This is a genomic window from Paenibacillus sp. FSL A5-0031, assembly GCF_001956295.1.
GTDB lineage: Bacteria > Bacillota > Bacilli > Paenibacillales > Paenibacillaceae > Pristimantibacillus.
In genome coordinates this window covers 95,008-111,185 of record NZ_MRTD01000021.1, presented here as the reverse complement: position 1 = coordinate 111,185, position 16,178 = coordinate 95,008, and the positions used below count along the sequence as shown (strand labels likewise).

The following is a 16,178-nucleotide window of genomic DNA, read 5'->3' as shown; positions in this document are numbered from 1 at the left end:
TGCTATAATGGATGAAGCAACTTTCAGTGAGTATGTGGAGAAAGCAGTTATTTTGAGGAGATGACCGTTTGCGCGTTCTTGGAATTGACCCTGGTTATGCGATCGTTGGATTTGGATTCATAGATAAGATCGGACACAAGCTTACGCCCGTGCAATACGGTGCGATTCAGACGGAAGCTCATACGCCTTCAGAGCAGCGTTTGCTGCAAGTTTACGAGTCTGCGGGCGCTTTAATGGATAAATATAAGCCGGATACTGTGGGCATAGAGAAACTGTTTTTTAATCGAAACGTGACGACGGCTTTTGATGTGGCGCAGGCTCGAGGCGCTATTATTTTGGCTGCTGCGCAGCGCGGATTGCCTATTGGAGAGTATACGCCGCTTCAAGTAAAGCAGGCGGTTGTTGGTTATGGCAAAGCGGAGAAGAAACAAGTGCAAGAAATGGTTAAGGTTTTTTTGAAGCTTTCGGCAGTGCCGAAGCCCGATGATGTTGCCGATGCGCTCGCTGTTGCGATCTGTCATGCGCACTCGGTTGTACTCAATCAGAAAATAAATGAGGTGAAACGTTCATGATCGATTTTTTAAGAGGCAATGTCGTCCATCTAGAATCCGAATATATCGTTCTGGACGTAAGAGATACCGGCTATCGTGTATTTACTCCTAATCCGTATGCATTTGCAAAAAAAGAAGAGCCCGTCGTCGTCTATATTCATCATAACGTTCGCGAGGATGCTGTTTTGTTGTTTGGCTTTGAGACGAGAGAGGAGCAGACGCTGTTCCGGAAGCTGCTGGAGGTATCCGGCATTGGTCCGCGCGTCGCTTTGGGCATTTTGTCAGGTGGTCGACCGGATGCGGTTATAGCCGCTATTCAGCAGGAAAATATAGCGTTTCTCATTAAGCTTCCGGGCATAGGGAAAAAAACCGCACAGCGGATGATTCTAGATCTAAAGGACAAGCTGATCGGGGCGGGGCTGGATGGAGGTCTTTTGACTGCAGCAGGTGTTGCGCTTGATCTCACATCGAGCAGGCATTCAGGTCAAGGCGCAGGCACCGCTTGGCAGGAAGCAAGGGAAGGGCTTGCTGCGCTGGGCTACACAGCAGCGGAGCTTGATAAAGCATGGAATGGATTGCAGCATAGCGTTACGGCGGAGGAATCAGTCGATTCTTTGATGAAGCGGGCTTTGCAGCAGCTATTTAAAGGTTAAAGTAGGGAGATGAAGGCAGATGGATGATAGAATCATTTCCGCCAACCTGATGATGGAAGATCAGGCAGTTGAGCTCAGCTTGCGTCCCCGTTATTTAGCCGAATATATTGGGCAAACAAAAGCCAAGGAAAACTTGAAAATATATATTGAAGCAGCAAAATTGCGTAAAGAAGCGCTTGATCATGTACTGCTGTATGGCCCCCCGGGTCTTGGTAAAACGACTTTGTCGAACATTATTGCCAATGAGCTTGGAGTGAGCCTTCGCACGACATCCGGACCTGCGATTGAACGTCCTGGTGATCTTGCCGCACTGCTCACGAACCTGCAGGAAGGCGATGTACTCTTTATTGATGAAATTCATCGCCTTCATCGCACGGTAGAAGAAGTATTGTACCCGGCAATGGAAGACTTTGCACTCGATATTATGATTGGCAAAGGGCCGAGCGCGCGATCGGTTCGACTCGATTTACCGCCTTTTACCTTGATTGGCGCGACTACAAGGGCAGGGCTTTTATCTGCACCGCTTCGTGATCGTTTTGGTGTAGTGAGCCGTTTAGAATTTTATACGATGGATGAGCTTGCGTTTATCGTTGCCAGAACAGCAGAAATATTGAACGTCAGCATTGTAGGTGAAGCGGCTTCTGAGATTGCAATGCGGTCTCGAGGAACACCGCGGATTGCGAATCGTCTTCTTAAACGAGTGCGTGATTTCGCGCAGGTGCGCGGCGACGGAGTGATTACACATGACATCGCGCGTTCGGCGCTTGAGTTGCTGCAGGTAGATAAAATGGGACTCGATCTCATCGATTTCAAAATGCTGCAAGCGATGATGACTACTTTTGCCGGCAGGCCAGTTGGCCTTGATACAATCGCAGCAACGATAGGCGAGGAAAGCCAAACGATTGAGGATGTCTATGAGCCGTATTTAATGCAAATCGGTTTTTTACAGCGAACGCCGCGAGGCCGGATTGCTACGGAAAACGCCTATCGTCACCTAGGTCTACCGATACCGGGGAGGTAGTACGCCATGAGTTCCAGAGCCAAAGGTGCCGCTGAGAAACTTTATGTTATCTATGATGGCCATTGCAATCTGTGCCTGGGTTCCATTGCGAAGCTGAAGGAGCTTCATTCTAAAGCGGATTTGCATTATGTTCAAATTCAACAGTTGGAGGCAGCAGGCAGTACGGAACAGCTAATTCCTTCCGTTGGTTTGTTGAAATTTGATGAGTTGTATGAGAAAATGCATGTTGCTGATGAGCAGGGGCAGCTCTTTGCTGGTGCGGATGGAATTGTCCGTATATTAAGAACGGTAAAGGGCTTTCGCTGGCTATCAGTAATTTATCGAATACCTGGTATGAAAAGCATAGCAAATCGTATGTACAAATTTGTAGCCAAAAGAAGATATGAATGGTTTGGATCTACAGAACAAAGCTGTTCCGTTAATGGCTGCGAATTGCCGCAGAAGAGGGAGGAGAACAACAGGAATGTCAATTAAACGGAATATGAAGCGTTACTTAATTATGACGATCGCAATTGTACTGCTTGCTACAGCATGGACAGGCTCTCCATCACAGGCAGCAGTGCCAAAGCTCGACAATATCCGAGTTGCTTTGTTCATGCAATTGCCTGGGAAATACGATGATACGACAGCAGCTGCCACATTTTCATCAACGGGTGGAATGAGCATCGGTGTAAGGCAGCCTGATGGCATCAATAATTGGTTTAATGTAGATGGAGCAGCTACAGCTCGATTCGCAGTTGACAGCTTTAAAGTCAAAGTGTACGAGAGCTCCACGTTTGCTTCAGCTCTAGCTGTACAGAAACGTTTGCAAGCTTTGAAAGGTACTGCTTTTATAACCTCCCTTTCAAAAAATGGTGCAATCATCTATCAGGTTATTGAAGGTACATACAAAACAGCTGCAGAAGCTGTTACTGCACAAACGAAGTGGAAGGGTGACAGTGAGCTGTCTAAGCTAGTTGGCGGCTCGAACTCGGTAGTTCAAGGTCCACTTCATTTGGAGAGCGCTCCTTTGACCAGCAAAGCGGATGCGATAGCAGCAGCAAGCGGCTTCGGCGCAGTTGGCCTCGATGCCTATGTTGCTATTCGTTCACAGCAAAATGGATCAGCGTACTACTCGGTAATGGTAGGGGCGGCTGTATCAGCTGCTGAGCTGCAAATTGTTAAAGCAGCTGCCGCAAATGCTTCAGGCGGAGCGGCTTTGAAGGAGGCCGATGCTAGTTCGGCTTACTTGCTCATAAGAAATGACCATACCGTAACTGCCAAAGCTGAAAGCAGTTCTGAGCTGTATTTGTTTGCTGGCAACGACACGAAGGTTACGGTGTCTCCAATCGGGAATGATCCAATTAAGCTAAACGAGCGGAGCGCTCGCAGCTATAGAGGACTATTTGAGCTTAGTATATTAAATGGACGGATGGCAGTCGTAAATGAACTTCCATTTGAACAATATTTATATTCCGTTGTAGGTGTGGAAATGTACCCTACATGGCCGATCGAAGCACTTAAGGCACAAGCGGTTGCTGCACGCACTTATGCCTTAAATCGAGGATTTGGTTTCCAGATTGCACATGTCGTGGATACGACTTTAAGCCAAGCTTATTACGGTGTAGGCTCAGAGCGGCCATCAACCATTGCTGCCGTCGAAGAGACAGCAGGCGAAGTTGCAATGTACAATGGAAAAGCTATTGATGCGATCTATTCAGCCAACAGTGGTGGATTTACGGCTGATGCCAAAGAAGCGTGGGGGAATGCAGTTCCTTATATGCAGGCTGTCAAAAGCCCGGACGCTTCATCGGAGGTAGGTTTGAACAATTGGTACCGCGTTGTTGTCCCTAGCGGAGCTATTGGTTATATTAGAGAGGATTTACTAGCCGAGACAGGAGAAACGACAGCAGCAGGAAGTCGTATCATGCTAGTAAATACAAACGGCACAAAAGTGCGCAAGCATCCACTTATTCAGGATACGATCCCTGTCATTGCAACGGTTGACAACGGAACACGGGTCGTTGTGCTGGATAAAAGTGTAGAATCCAATTCAATGACTTGGATACGTGGTCCTTACAGCGCACAAGAAATGTTAACAACGATTAACGGCAAAGTGAAGACTCCCGTCTCAGGTCCGCTCAAATCACTCGAAGTGAGCCAGCGCGGCGCTTCAGGACGTGCGACAGAAATTACAGCAAATGGACAAAAGCTAGCTGTTACTTATCCAATTGATTATCGTGCTGCACTAGGTGTACAAGGGTCTTTGCCAAGTACGTTGTTCCAGATTGAGGAAACTGCGAAGGTTGCTATGCTTGGTGCTGGATCAGCAACACGTACGAAGCCGTCGGATTCGAATCCTGTTTATATGATTAGTGCCGGAGGCGCAAAAACAGAGGCGGTTAACGCTAACTTGTTTATATTAGATGGCAGCGGTAATATTCGCGCAGCTACGAAGGAGCCTTCGTTCCGTTTTGTAGGGTCTGGCAACGGACACGGGGTCGGATTATCGCAATACGGAGCATTAAGCCTAGCTCAGCAAGGGTATGACTATCAATATATTTTGAAATACTACTACAAAGATGTCACCATCGCTAAGGAATGATTGAATCGATATGAACGTAGAATGGTTTGATTTTGAATTACCGGAACATTTAATTGCTCAGACGCCATTGCTTGACAGAACGGCCTCGAAATTGCTTGCATTAAACAAGCAAACAGGCGAATTGACGCACAATAGATTTACGGATTTAGAGCAGTATGTTAAGCCTGGAGATGTCCTAGTTCTAAATGACACTAGAGTTATTCCAGCCAGGTTGACGGGGATGAAGAGCGATACGGGCGCTAAGATTGAGCTGTTGTTATTGAAACAGCTCGAGGATGGCAGCTGGGATGCGCTCGGAAAACCGGCAAAACGTTTAAAGGTCGGCACCGCTCTATCCTTTGGAGATGATGGTGCAGGCAATCCGCTGCTGCGCGCTGTTGTTCTGCAAGAAGGCGAAATGGGCGGACGTACGATACGGTTTGAATATGAGGGGATATTCCAGGAGCTGCTTGACCGTCTTGGAGAAATGCCATTGCCTCCGTATATCAAGGAAAGGCTTGAAGAACGCGAGCGATATCAGACCGTGTATTCCAAACATGCGGGGTCGGCAGCAGCACCAACGGCGGGATTGCATTTTACAGATGAATTTCTTCAGCGTCTGCAGGCGAAGGGCGTTAAGCTCGCCTACGTAACGCTGCATGTTGGACTAGGCACATTCCGTCCAATGTCCGTCGACCTTGTTGAGGATCATGAAATGCATGCAGAGTATTATGAGCTGAATGAACAAAATGCCGCAATAATTAATGAAGCCAAACGGAGCGGAGCACGTATTATCGCTGTAGGGACAACCTCATCTCGCACGCTGGAAACTGTTGCTGCTCGCTTTGAAGGAAAAGAAATCGAAGCTTGCAACGGCTGGACATCTATTTTTATTTTCCCAGGTTACGAGTTTAAGCTTGTCAATGCATTACTCACCAATTTTCATCTACCAAAGTCAACGCTCGTTATGCTTGTAAGTGCGCTGGCTGGACGAGATGCTGTCATGCACGCCTATGAAGAAGCGATTGCTCATGAATATCGATTTTTCAGCTTTGGCGATGCCATGTTTATTTACTAATTAGGAATAGGAAGCGTGAATTGTGGCTGTAAAATATGAATTAATCAAACAATGCAAACAATCAGGAGCAAGACTAGGACGTGTACACACTCCGCATGGTGTGATTGAGACGCCTACCTTTATGCCGGTAGGAACACAAGCTACTGTGAAAACGATGGCTCCAGAAGAGCTGAAAGCGATGGATGCTCAAATTATTTTGAGCAACACTTACCATTTGTTCCTAAGACCGGGACATGACATTGTAAGAAATGCTGGTGGATTGCATAAGTTCATGAACTGGGATCGTCCAATTCTAACAGACAGCGGAGGATTCCAAGTTTTTAGTCTTAGCGAAATGCGTAAGATTACCGAGGAAGGCGTACACTTTCGTTCCCATCTCAATGGCGACAAAAAATTTCTTTCACCAGAAGTAGCGATGGAAATTCAAAATGCTCTTGGCTCTGATATTATGATGGCATTTGATGAATGTCCGCCATTTCCTGCCGAGCATGACTATGTGAAGAAATCGTTGGAGCGTACGACACGTTGGGCAGAGCGCTGCCTTAAGGCTCACGCAAGACCGCATGACCAAGGGCTGTTCGCTATCGTTCAAGGGGGGATGTACAAAGATTTGCGTATTCAAAGCGCAAATGATTTGACTTCCATGGATTTCCCGGGGTATGCTATTGGTGGACTGAGTGTTGGAGAGCCTAAACATCTGATGTATGATGTGCTCGACTATACGGTTCCCATTTTGCCAGCGAATAAACCACGTTACCTTATGGGAGTTGGATCGCCGGATGCATTAATTGAAGGGTCTATCCGCGGTATTGATATGTTCGATTGTGTTCTGCCAACGCGTATTGCTCGCAATGGGACAACTATGACAAGCCAAGGCAGACTCGTCATCCGTAATGCGAAGTACGCTGAGGATTATGGTCCTCTGGATCCAGAGTGCTCATGCTATACATGCACGAATTATTCCAGAGCTTATATCCGGCATTTAATTAAAGCGGATGAGACGTTCGGTATGAGGCTGACGACTTATCACAATTTGCATTTCTTGCTACAACTCATGCGGGACGTTCGGCAAGCGATCATGGATGACCGGCTTTTGGATTTCCGGGATTCCTTCTTCACAAGCTACGGCCTGTTCGATAATGAGAAAGGGTTTTGAAAGGAGGGATTTCGATGTTGCAAGCAGCAGGTGAAGCAGGATCAACAAATATCCTACAAATGATTTGGCCTTTTGTGCTTATGTTTGCGGTTTTTTATTTCTTGCTTATCCGTCCGCAGCAGAAGAAACAAAAGACTCGTGCAAGCATGCTTAACCAATTGAAGAAAGGCGATAAAATTTCAACAATTGGTGGATTGCATGGCACAGTCGTTGAGCTGAGTGACGATACGGTTGTTATTCGTGTCAACGATACAACTAAAATGACATTTGAGCGCAGCGCAATTAATACAATTATCAACTCCGCACCAGCGTCGGTTGATTTAGAGAAATAATTAAAAAAACCGACTGACATGCTTGCATGTCAGTCGGTTTTTTTTTTTTGTAAATGTTCATTTCTTCATATTTACGCCAATCATACCGCCAAATGCGCCTGATAGGAGAGCAGCGCCTAGAAGAAGGATGCTGTGTACGGATAAGGAAGCATTTGATGCAAGAAAGCTGATAATGATAACGATTACGCCGTAAAGCAAACCGAGCAATGCGCCATTATACCAGCCTTTGTTCTCAGAGCGTCTTCCTGATGTAAAGCCCCCCGCTAGTGCTGCGAAGCCGTGAACCAGCATGGCGTTAGAGGGCAGACTGCTTTCCTTCATTGCCGTAAAATGCAAAAGCAGTGAGAGCAGCAATGCGCCTACTGCTAGCCAAATGATTGAAAAAAGCACTCCGGCAAGCAAAGGTGAAGCGATTAAAGGCGGCTTAGGTGCTTGTTTAACCGAACTCATCATATTCCCCCCAGCGTTATGAACGTATTACTTATCCATATGGTCAAGCTAGGTAGAATAGTACAGGAATCAGCTTGTCAGTATGTATTTATGAGCAGCATATTCCTCATTGCCATATATTCGTATAAACAGCAGGAGTATGATGTTGTAACACGTAGGTCAGAATAGCTTTACGGACAAAACGCAGCTGGCATCAGCTCGAATGATAAAGACGAGGAGGCGGTTTCCTTTGGAATTTTGGGGCCTGTTGATCCGGACGATAATGATTTATTTCGTCGTATTTCTGATCATGCGTTTTATGGGGAAACGAGAAATCGGTAAACTTTCCGTGTTCGATCTCGTTATTTCAGTCATGATTGCTGAGATTGCAGTCATTGTTATTGAAGACATGGAGCGGGCGATGTGGGAAGGCATCTTACCGATGGTCGTTTTGATGATTATTCAAGTAGGCAGTGCTTTTATGACGATGAAGAGTCGAAAGCTAAGGCTGCTGTTTGATGGCAAACCAAGTGTAATTATTGACAAGGGCAAGTTGAATAGTGACGTTATGCGCAAGCAGCGGTACAATCTGGATGATCTAATGCTGCAGTTAAGGGAAAATAAAATCAGTGCTGTATCGGATGTTGAATTTGCGATTTTGGAGACGAGCGGTAAGCTGTCCGTCATACCCAAGGAAAATGCTGATGATTCTGAAGAGGGCAGTAATGAAGATCAGGAATCAGAGCGATCCGACCAAAAGCTGAAGCAGTACAATCAAACGAATATTTTTCCACCGAAATACCGCTTTGAGATATTGCCTGTCCCGCTTATTATGGATGGCAAGGTGCAGGACAAAAACTTGGAAAATCTTGAAAAGACAAGATTTTGGCTAAAAAATGTATTGCAGGAAAGAGGCGTCTTCGATTTTAAGGACGTGTTTTTTTGTACGATTGACTATAAAGGGAAGTTGTTTATTGATACGCACGACAAAAAACCGCGTTAAAGAGAGGGCTTTTCCCTTTCTTTACCGCGGTTTTTATCATTCGACGACCTTACCATTGTTATTTAAACCAAGCTCCAAACAATGGTATACGCGCCATATCGTGGCGATCAATGATTTTCATTACGATCATCAAAATTAAATAAATGATTACGCTAGCTGCGCATGCAAGAAGTAAATTTACCCATTCCATGGATAGCGGTTCATGATTCATCGTAAACTTAGCGGCAGCTCCCATAATAATCATAGCGGTGCCAACTTTTACAAAATCAAGCACTTTCATATGGAAGCCAATGAACCGCAATACGCTAATGCCATGCAATAATGTGACGAGTACGATATTAACATTAATGGCGATTAAAGCTCCATAAATTCCAAAATCAGCATTCGATGCAAGTTGGACAATAAGAAATAGCTTGACCACCGCACCAATTAATGTGTTAATTAATGCCGTTCCCGGTTTATTTAGTGCTTGGAGTGCTGCTTGCAGAGGAGCCTGGAGATAGATGAAAATGCCAACGGGAGCGATGAGCTGGAGCATCGGAGCTATTTCGACATGGTTATAAACGATACGGCAAATCGGTTCAGCTAACAAAGCCATAATAACAACAAAAGGCGCCCCTGAAACAAGTGCAAGCCTCATCGATTGATGCAGCCGTTTGTGAATTAACGCATGATCTCCGCGTGCAGCCGCTTCGGATAAGGAGGGTACCAAAGAAACAGCAAGAGAGTAGGTTAATGCTGTTGGCAGTAAAAGCAGCGGTATGATCATTCCTTGCAATGCTCCGTATTGCGCTGTGGCGACGCCCGTTGTAATTCCTGCCGCCGCTAAGCTCCGAACGGTAAAGATGGATTCCAGCAAATAGGAGAAGGAGCCGACTAATCGACTGCCTGTAACGGGAATGGATAAGCTAAGTAATTTTCGCAATACAGGAATGTTTTTTCCTGGTTTTTCATTTGGTTGACTGAGAGCTTTTTGTTTGATGCGGGATTTGTCTCTGTAGTATTTCCAAAGCAGTACGGCGAGGCCGCCGATCTCTCCAAGCACGGCTCCAAGCATAGCGCCGGCAGCCGCCCATTCAAGTCCATAGGGCAGGAACATGAAGGAAAATGATAGCGATGCAACAATGCGCAGCAAGGTTTCTACGATTTGAGATACCGCGGTAGGAATCATGTTCTGTTTGCCTTGGAAGTAACCTCGATAAACTGAAGATATGCCAATAATGAGCAGCATAGGCGTCATAACCATAAAGGTGCGGTATACTCGGGCATCCGGCAGCACATGCTTCGTTATCCAAGGTGCAAAAAGAAGCATGAGTGCGGTCAACAATATGCCTAGCGAAGTAACGAGGAGCATTGCCGTTCGAAAAATATACTTTACTCGTTTGGAATCGCCTTGCGACTCCGCTTCAGCAATCCATTTGGCAACGGCAAGCGGAATGCCTCCTGTGATGAGGGTTATCATGACAGTTAGAAACGGATAGCTTAGCTGGTATAATCCAACACCCTCTGCCCCCATAATACGGGGGAGGGCAATGCGAGGTATGAAACCAAGCAGCCTGTTAATTAAACCTGCGGCAAGCAATATCATGGCGCCTTTTATAAAGTTTTGCTTTGTTTGATCCGATCGTTTTGTCATTATGTTGTACCCTCTTCTCTATCATGAAATAACCAAATCCTGCCTGATATTGATGTGAGTCGAAGTGTTTAGACAAGCATGTACTATCATCTTTATGCTCGGCATGTCCAGTTCCATGTCAGTCAATTTATAGATTAGCAATGAAGCGGGCAGGAAAAAGGCAGAGGTACAGCGAATAGATGGGATACAGCTTTATGTCATAAGCTTTTGGGAGGCGCAGCATGGCAGACGAAGAATTAAATCGTATGATTGAGGAGCTATGCAACAGCAAAGCGGAGGAATTTCATCTCATTGGCTACGAACATGTAACGGGTCAAGAGGTTTGGGAATGCGTTAGCCAGAAATATAACAAATCGGGGCAGCCCGAGCTGCATGAATTAGTAAATGATATTTTATCTTTAAAAGTTATGAAATTTATGAATTTCATGACGATAAGCGCATACAAAGGAACCCAATTTTAAATTGACGGTTTCTTTTTTTTTGACTCGATTTTGTCCCGTCTGTATAATAGGAATATTGAGATCATAAGGGGGATTTAGACGTATGTTCGGGAAGAGAATAATTGCCTTCCTTGCGATCGTAGTCATTATGTTTGGCGTTATCGCTTGGACAAGCCCATCGCTAGTGAAAGACGTAAGGCTAGGCCTTGATTTGAAAGGCGGATTTGAGGTTTTGTACGAAGCTACGCCGCTTGAAGGTGGAGAAGCTGTAACACCGCAATCACTAAAGGAAACGGCTAAAAGTTTGGAAAAGCGGATTGACGAGCTCGGTATTGTGGAGCCGGAAATTACAACTGAAGGCTCAAACCGTATTCGTTTGAGACTTGCAGGAGTTGCGAACGAGAATGAAGTAAGAGAGATTCTTGCCAAACCAATTAATTTAACGTTCCGCGGACCTGACGGCAAGATCGAGCTGGACGGCAGCGATTTTAAGCAAAATGGCGCAGGTGTTGGTTATGACAACTTAAGCAAACCTTTTGTTACGATCGAACTTAAGGATGCGAAAAAATTCGAGGAAATTACGACACGGTTGATCGGTTCGTACTTAGCGATCTATCTCGATGATAAAGAGCTTTCCAGACCATCCGTAAGAGAACCGATTTCAGGTGGATCAGCGACAATTACAGGTGAATATACCGTAAATGAAGCGAGAGAAATGGCCGATATGATTAACCTCGGCGCATTGCCTCTCAAGCTCACTGAGAAATATACGCAAAGCGTTGGCGCTAAACTAGGACTAGCTTCCTTGAAAGACACCGTTGAGGCGGGTGTTATCGGAACAGTCATTATTTTGATATTCCTTGTTATTTTGTTCCGTATTCCAGGCATTGTAGCTGGTATTACAGTAATTACTTATACTTGGCTCTTGATCGTAGTATTTAATTTAATGAATGCGACCCTAACACTCCCAGGTATAGCCGCCTTTGTGCTTGGTATAGGTATGGCGGTCGATGCGAATATCATCATGTATGAGCGGATTAAGGAAGAGATTCGAAGCGGAAAAAGCTTGCTTTCATCGCTTAAAGCTGGATCGAAAAACTCATTCCGTACCATTATGGATGCGAACATTACGAACATCATTTCAAGTGCAGTATTGTACTTTATCGGTAACGGAGCGATTCGTGGTTTTGCATTAACGATGATTTTCAGTATTTTGGTAAGTATGCTGACAAACATCTTCTTGTCCCGCTTTTTAATTATGCTCCTTATTAAGAGCAACCTGTTTACAAAACCAAGCTACTATGGTGTGAAGGAGGCAGAAATCCGTGAACTTTAATACAAAAATTCGTTATGATTTCATCGGGAACCGCAATAAGTTCTTTCTGTTCTCGATCACGTTAACCGTAATCGGCATCTTGTCTTTGCTTTTTTTCAGCCTTAATTTCGGTGTTGATTTCAAGGCCGGTACGAATATGGATATTTCAGTAGGCAAAGCAGTTACCCAGCAGGATGCGAAAGAAATTCTTGTGAAAGCAGGAATCGAAGGCATCACGCCTACAGTTGGCGGTACAGGTGAAGAACGTGTAACGGCTCGTTTTGACGAAGTGCTTACACAAGCCAAAATTACTGAAATTCAAGACTTATTTAAAGCGAAGTATGGTGATCAAGTATCGGCTGAGGTTAACGTCGTATCGCCAGACATGGCGCAGGAGCTTGGGATCAAAACGATCTGGGCAGTACTGATTGCCAGCGTAGCCATTATGATTTATGTCATGATTCGTTTTGAATGGCGCTTCGCACTAGCTGCGAACATAGCGATTTTGTATGATGCTTTTGTCGTTGTCGCGTTGTTCTCGATATTCCGTCTGGAAGTTGATCTTCCGTTTATTGCGGCGGTGTTGACCACTATCGGTTATTCTATCAATGATAAAATCGTTATTTTTGACCGGATTCGTGAAAATCTTCGGTTTGGTCAATATAAAAACCGTGAGCAGCTCGCTGAGATGGTTAACGCAAGTATCTGGCAAACAATGGCGCGTAATATCTATACTGTATTAGCAGTACTTGTCGTTGCAGTATGTTTGTTCATCTTCGGAAGCGAGTCAATCAAGCTATTTGCCCTTGCAAAAATCATTGGTCTTACAAGCGGTGCGTACTCGTCCATTTGTATCGCGAGCCCGCTATGGCTAATGCTAAAAGGCAGACAAAAGCCGAAGGCTGTTGTTAAGAAAACAGCTTAATAATAAGCAGTTGAATGCTTACGAAGTGGTTTTGCATGCGCAAAACCTAAGTACATGCTTACGAAGTGGTTTTGCATGCGCAAAACCTTTAGGAGGTATAAATGTCAACCACACAGCGATATGTAAAAGCAGAGTCCGCAAGCTGGGCCGGCTTATGGGGAAACATGCTGCTGGCTCTATTTAAAGGTGTAATAGGATGGTTGTCAGGAAGCAAAGCGCTGCTCGCGGATGCATTTCGAACAGCGGCTGAGGTCGCTGCAGGAGTTGTTGCCCTTTCAGGTTTGAGGGCAAGCCGGCAGCGAAAAATGGCAAACCCGGGTGCCAAAGCGGTACCAGTAGATTTAAGAGGAGAGACGGCTACAACGATATTGTTGTCAGTCGTCCTTCTCATCGTTGGGCTCGAAATCGGCATATCTGCCATTAGAGACCTTTCTGATCGTGTAACGAGCGCTCCGCACTGGAGTGCGGCAGTGGCCATCGCGCTTGCTCTAATCGTTCAGCAGCTGTTTTTTCCATCGAAGGATCGAATGACAGGCCTTTATTGTTCAGTCGCAGCATTAGTGGGTGCAAGCGGAGCAATAATTGGTAAAATGTTGAATGTGCCGGTGCTCTATTATTTTGACCCGGCGGCAGCGATCGTTATTGCGGTCATTGTTATCGTAAACGGCTACAGAATGGCTACAGTCTTTATGCGAAAAGACGAACATAGCAAGACTTCAGAGGAAAATCCGGATGAACTGATGCAGCTTATTCAACGTGTTGATGGAGTCATTACTGTGCAAACCTTGCGAGCGAAAGAGCATGGTCATTATGTCATTGCAGAAATGGTTATTAGTGTAAATCCACGCATTTCTGTTCTTGAGGGTCAAGAGATTGCCAAAAGGGTAAAGCAGCTCGTCATGAAACGTTTTATACATGTCACGGATGTATCGATTTTCGTTGAGCCTTATGATCCTGGTTATCCTTATAAGTCTAATCATGATCCGAATCAGGAGCAGATGCCGACACTGCTGCAATAAGAACAGCAAACAGCAGGAGAGGAGCAAGCAGCATGATTCAAAGGAAGACAAGATGGGCTGTAGCGCCATGGACTGCTGACGACGAAGCAAAAGCGAAGGATTTGGCAGCGAATCTGAGTTTGCCGCCTCTAGTAGCGAGACTTCTTGTGCAGCGCGGCTTTGATGATACCGAAGCGGCTGAACGTTTTTTGCGAGGCGGAGTGGAGCATTTTCATGATCCCTATTTATTGCTTGGAATGGAGGCTGCCGTTGCACGAATAAAGCGAGCAGCAGCAAGCAATGAGAAAATAAGGATATATGGTGATTACGATGCGGACGGTGTTTCAAGCACATCTTTATTGGTACATTTATTTCGATCATTAAATTATGAATTTGATTATTATATTCCTCATCGTGCTTTGGAAGGTTACGGATTAAACAAAAAAGCGATTGAGCTGGCTGCTGAAGAGGGCATCGGTTTAATTGTTACGGTTGATACGGGCATCAGCGCTGTTGAAGAAATTGATTATGCGAAGCAGCTCGGGATTGATGTCGTTGTTACTGATCATCACGAGCCGCCAGAGCAAATCCCAAATGCTGCAGCAGTCGTTAATCCGAAGCAAGAAGGCTGCGCTTATCCGTTCAAAGGACTTGCAGGCGTAGGCGTTGCATTCAAGCTGGCGCATGCGCTATTAGAGCGTCCTCCGCTTGAGTGGGCCGACATTGTGAGTCTTGGAACAGTAGCGGATTTAATGCCGCTTAAAGACGAGAATCGTATTTTTGTTCGCTGCGGCTTAGAACGATTGAAAAATCACGCAGGAGTAGGCTTCCGAGCGCTGGCAGAGGCTGGCGGCATTGAGCTGGACAGTATTACTGCGACAGGCATTGCTTTTGGAATGGCGCCTCGCATTAATGCAGCTGGAAGGCTCGATCATGCGAAACGTGCAGTCGAACTGCTCACAACCGACGATTATGACAATGCGATTTTGACTGCAATCGGATTGGACAGTTTAAATAAAGAACGGCAGCGCGTAGTGGAGAGTATCGTGAAGGAAGCCGAGTTGCAGTGGCAGACCAAATGCGACGATGCTGCAGCCGCGAATGCAGCACCTCCGCCAGTCATTGTGCTCTCAGGCGAAGGCTGGAACGTTGGCGTCATCGGTATCGTTGCCTCCAAACTGCTTGAACGCAATTATAAGCCTGTTATTATACTTGGGATAGATGAGCAGACAGGGATGTGTAAAGGCTCTGCGCGCTCCATAGAAGGCTTCGACCTGCATGCAGCCCTTACAGCTTGCGACGAGCTGCTCGATCATTACGGAGGACACCAGGCCGCTGCTGGAATGAGTCTTCATCGCGATCGACTATCTGAATTTGAACAGAAACTTGGCGAGCTGGCTGCTGAATGGCTGAGCGCTGACGATTGGATTCCCAAAACGTCAGTTGATCTTGTATGCTCGGTTAGCGAAGCCACTCTCGATACGATTACCGAGCTTTCACAGCTTGAGCCGTTCGGGATGGGAAATCCATCGCCAAGATTGCTGTTTCAGAAGACGGAGCTTGCAGATCGTCGTAAGATAGGCAAGGAGTCTAGACACTTAAAGCTATCGCTTGGAAGCGGCCGTCGTCTATTAGACGGTATCGGCTTCAGTATGGGAATGCTAGCAGAAGGATTAAAGCCGGGCAGCAAAATTGATGTTGTCGGCGAATTATCTGTTAATGAGTGGAATGGACAGCGCAAACCTCAGCTTCAACTGCATGATGTGCATTTTGATCCCGCAGCTGTTGAATTTCCAGAGCGCGAGCAATTCGGCAAAGTGTATCAACTGTTGAAACAGCTGGGGCAAGTTCCGCTTCAAGGATTAAATGCTCGCTTATCGAAGCAAAGTGGTTTATCCTTAGAGACGGTTGAGCTTATGCTGGCAGTATTCGAGGAGCTGCAATTTATTAACCGAGACAATGGTTTGATGCATGCAGCAGCCTCACCTCAGAAACGTGATTTAGCTACTTCTGAACGTTACCGAGAAGCAAAAGCACAATTTGAAGCAACACAAATGATAATGAATAGTTAGAAATGG

The 16,178-nt window shown here is 45.7% G+C and carries 16 protein-coding genes; 14 read left to right on the top strand and 2 right to left on the bottom strand.

All coding sequences use genetic code 11. The features are described from left to right. The first annotated feature begins 68 nt into the window (after window positions 1-68). Genes ruvC through yajC form a run of 8 tightly spaced genes read left to right on the top strand, consistent with a single transcriptional unit; the run spans window position 69 to window position 7,354 of the window. Window positions 69-572, top strand: a complete 504-nt coding sequence (gene ruvC, locus BK120_RS28305; RefSeq protein WP_076270842.1) for a crossover junction endodeoxyribonuclease RuvC — start codon at window positions 69-71, stop codon at window positions 570-572. After that, a complete protein-coding gene (gene ruvA, locus BK120_RS28300) occupies window positions 569-1,204 on the top strand; it encodes a Holliday junction branch migration protein RuvA (RefSeq protein ID WP_054027250.1) in 636 nt (211 codons plus the stop codon). Before ruvC ends, ruvA begins: the two co-directional genes overlap by 4 nt. 19 nt (window positions 1,205-1,223) lie before the next feature. Next, window positions 1,224-2,225, top strand: a complete 1,002-nt coding sequence (ruvB, locus tag BK120_RS28295) for a Holliday junction branch migration DNA helicase RuvB (RefSeq protein WP_076270841.1) — start codon at window positions 1,224-1,226, stop codon at window positions 2,223-2,225. 6 nt (window positions 2,226-2,231) lie between these two features. Further along, window positions 2,232-2,699, top strand: a complete 468-nt coding sequence (locus BK120_RS28290; protein ID WP_076270840.1) for a thiol-disulfide oxidoreductase DCC family protein — start codon at window positions 2,232-2,234, stop codon at window positions 2,697-2,699. Beyond that, complete coding sequence (locus BK120_RS28285) at window positions 2,689-4,809, top strand: SpoIID/LytB domain-containing protein (RefSeq protein WP_076270839.1); 2,121 nt, start codon at window positions 2,689-2,691, stop codon at window positions 4,807-4,809. The genes BK120_RS28290 and BK120_RS28285 overlap by 11 nt, the downstream gene beginning before the upstream one ends. A 10-nt stretch (window positions 4,810-4,819) precedes the next feature. Beyond that, window positions 4,820-5,866, top strand: a complete 1,047-nt coding sequence (gene queA / locus BK120_RS28280) for a tRNA preQ1(34) S-adenosylmethionine ribosyltransferase-isomerase QueA (protein WP_076270838.1) — start codon at window positions 4,820-4,822, stop codon at window positions 5,864-5,866. Window positions 5,867-5,888: 22 nt separating this feature from the next. After that, on the top strand, window positions 5,889-7,022 hold the full coding sequence (tgt, locus tag BK120_RS28275) for a tRNA guanosine(34) transglycosylase Tgt (RefSeq protein WP_179089915.1): 1,134 nt from the start codon (window positions 5,889-5,891) through the stop codon (window positions 7,020-7,022). 14 nt (window positions 7,023-7,036) lie between these two features. Then, window positions 7,037-7,354, top strand: a complete 318-nt coding sequence (gene yajC, locus BK120_RS28270; protein ID WP_076270836.1) for a preprotein translocase subunit YajC — start codon at window positions 7,037-7,039, stop codon at window positions 7,352-7,354. 57 nt (window positions 7,355-7,411) lie between these two features. On the opposite strand, the gene BK120_RS28265 is transcribed toward yajC, so the two are convergent. Beyond that, a complete protein-coding gene (locus tag BK120_RS28265; RefSeq protein ID WP_256711052.1) occupies window positions 7,412-7,807 on the bottom strand; it encodes a TIGR04086 family membrane protein in 396 nt (131 codons plus the stop codon). Between the two features lie 259 nt (window positions 7,808-8,066). On the opposite strand from BK120_RS28265, the gene BK120_RS28260 reads away from it, so the two are divergent. Continuing rightward, complete coding sequence (locus BK120_RS28260) at window positions 8,067-8,786, top strand: YetF domain-containing protein (protein ID WP_372239030.1); 720 nt, start codon at window positions 8,067-8,069, stop codon at window positions 8,784-8,786. Between the two features lie 58 nt (window positions 8,787-8,844). On the opposite strand, the gene spoVB is transcribed toward BK120_RS28260, so the two are convergent. After that, window positions 8,845-10,422, bottom strand: a complete 1,578-nt coding sequence (spoVB, locus tag BK120_RS28255) for a stage V sporulation protein B (protein WP_076270833.1) — start codon at window positions 10,420-10,422, stop codon at window positions 8,845-8,847. Window positions 10,423-10,643: 221 nt separating this feature from the next. Here spoVB and BK120_RS28250 point away from each other — a divergent pair, with 221 nt between their 5' ends. The 5 genes from BK120_RS28250 (at window position 10,644) to recJ (ending at window position 16,172) form a co-directional block, all read left to right on the top strand. Then, window positions 10,644-10,883 carry a post-transcriptional regulator gene (locus tag BK120_RS28250; protein WP_076270832.1) on the top strand — a complete coding sequence of 80 codons (240 nt, stop codon included), beginning with the start codon at window positions 10,644-10,646 and terminating at the stop codon, window positions 10,881-10,883. 82 nt (window positions 10,884-10,965) lie between these two features. Next, window positions 10,966-12,198: a protein translocase subunit SecD gene (secD, locus tag BK120_RS28245; RefSeq protein WP_076270831.1), complete on the top strand. Its 1,233-nt coding sequence runs from the start codon at window positions 10,966-10,968 to the stop codon at window positions 12,196-12,198. Continuing rightward, window positions 12,188-13,102: a protein translocase subunit SecF gene (secF, locus tag BK120_RS28240; protein ID WP_076270830.1), complete on the top strand. Its 915-nt coding sequence runs from the start codon at window positions 12,188-12,190 to the stop codon at window positions 13,100-13,102. Before secD ends, secF begins: the two co-directional genes overlap by 11 nt. Window positions 13,103-13,203: 101 nt before the next feature. Further along, window positions 13,204-14,121, top strand: coding sequence for a cation diffusion facilitator family transporter (locus BK120_RS28235; RefSeq protein ID WP_076270829.1), 918 nt, complete (start codon window positions 13,204-13,206; stop codon window positions 14,119-14,121). 32 nt (window positions 14,122-14,153) lie between these two features. After that, window positions 14,154-16,172: a single-stranded-DNA-specific exonuclease RecJ gene (recJ, locus tag BK120_RS28230; RefSeq protein WP_083682559.1), complete on the top strand. Its 2,019-nt coding sequence runs from the start codon at window positions 14,154-14,156 to the stop codon at window positions 16,170-16,172. Window positions 16,173-16,178: the final 6 nt, after the last annotated feature.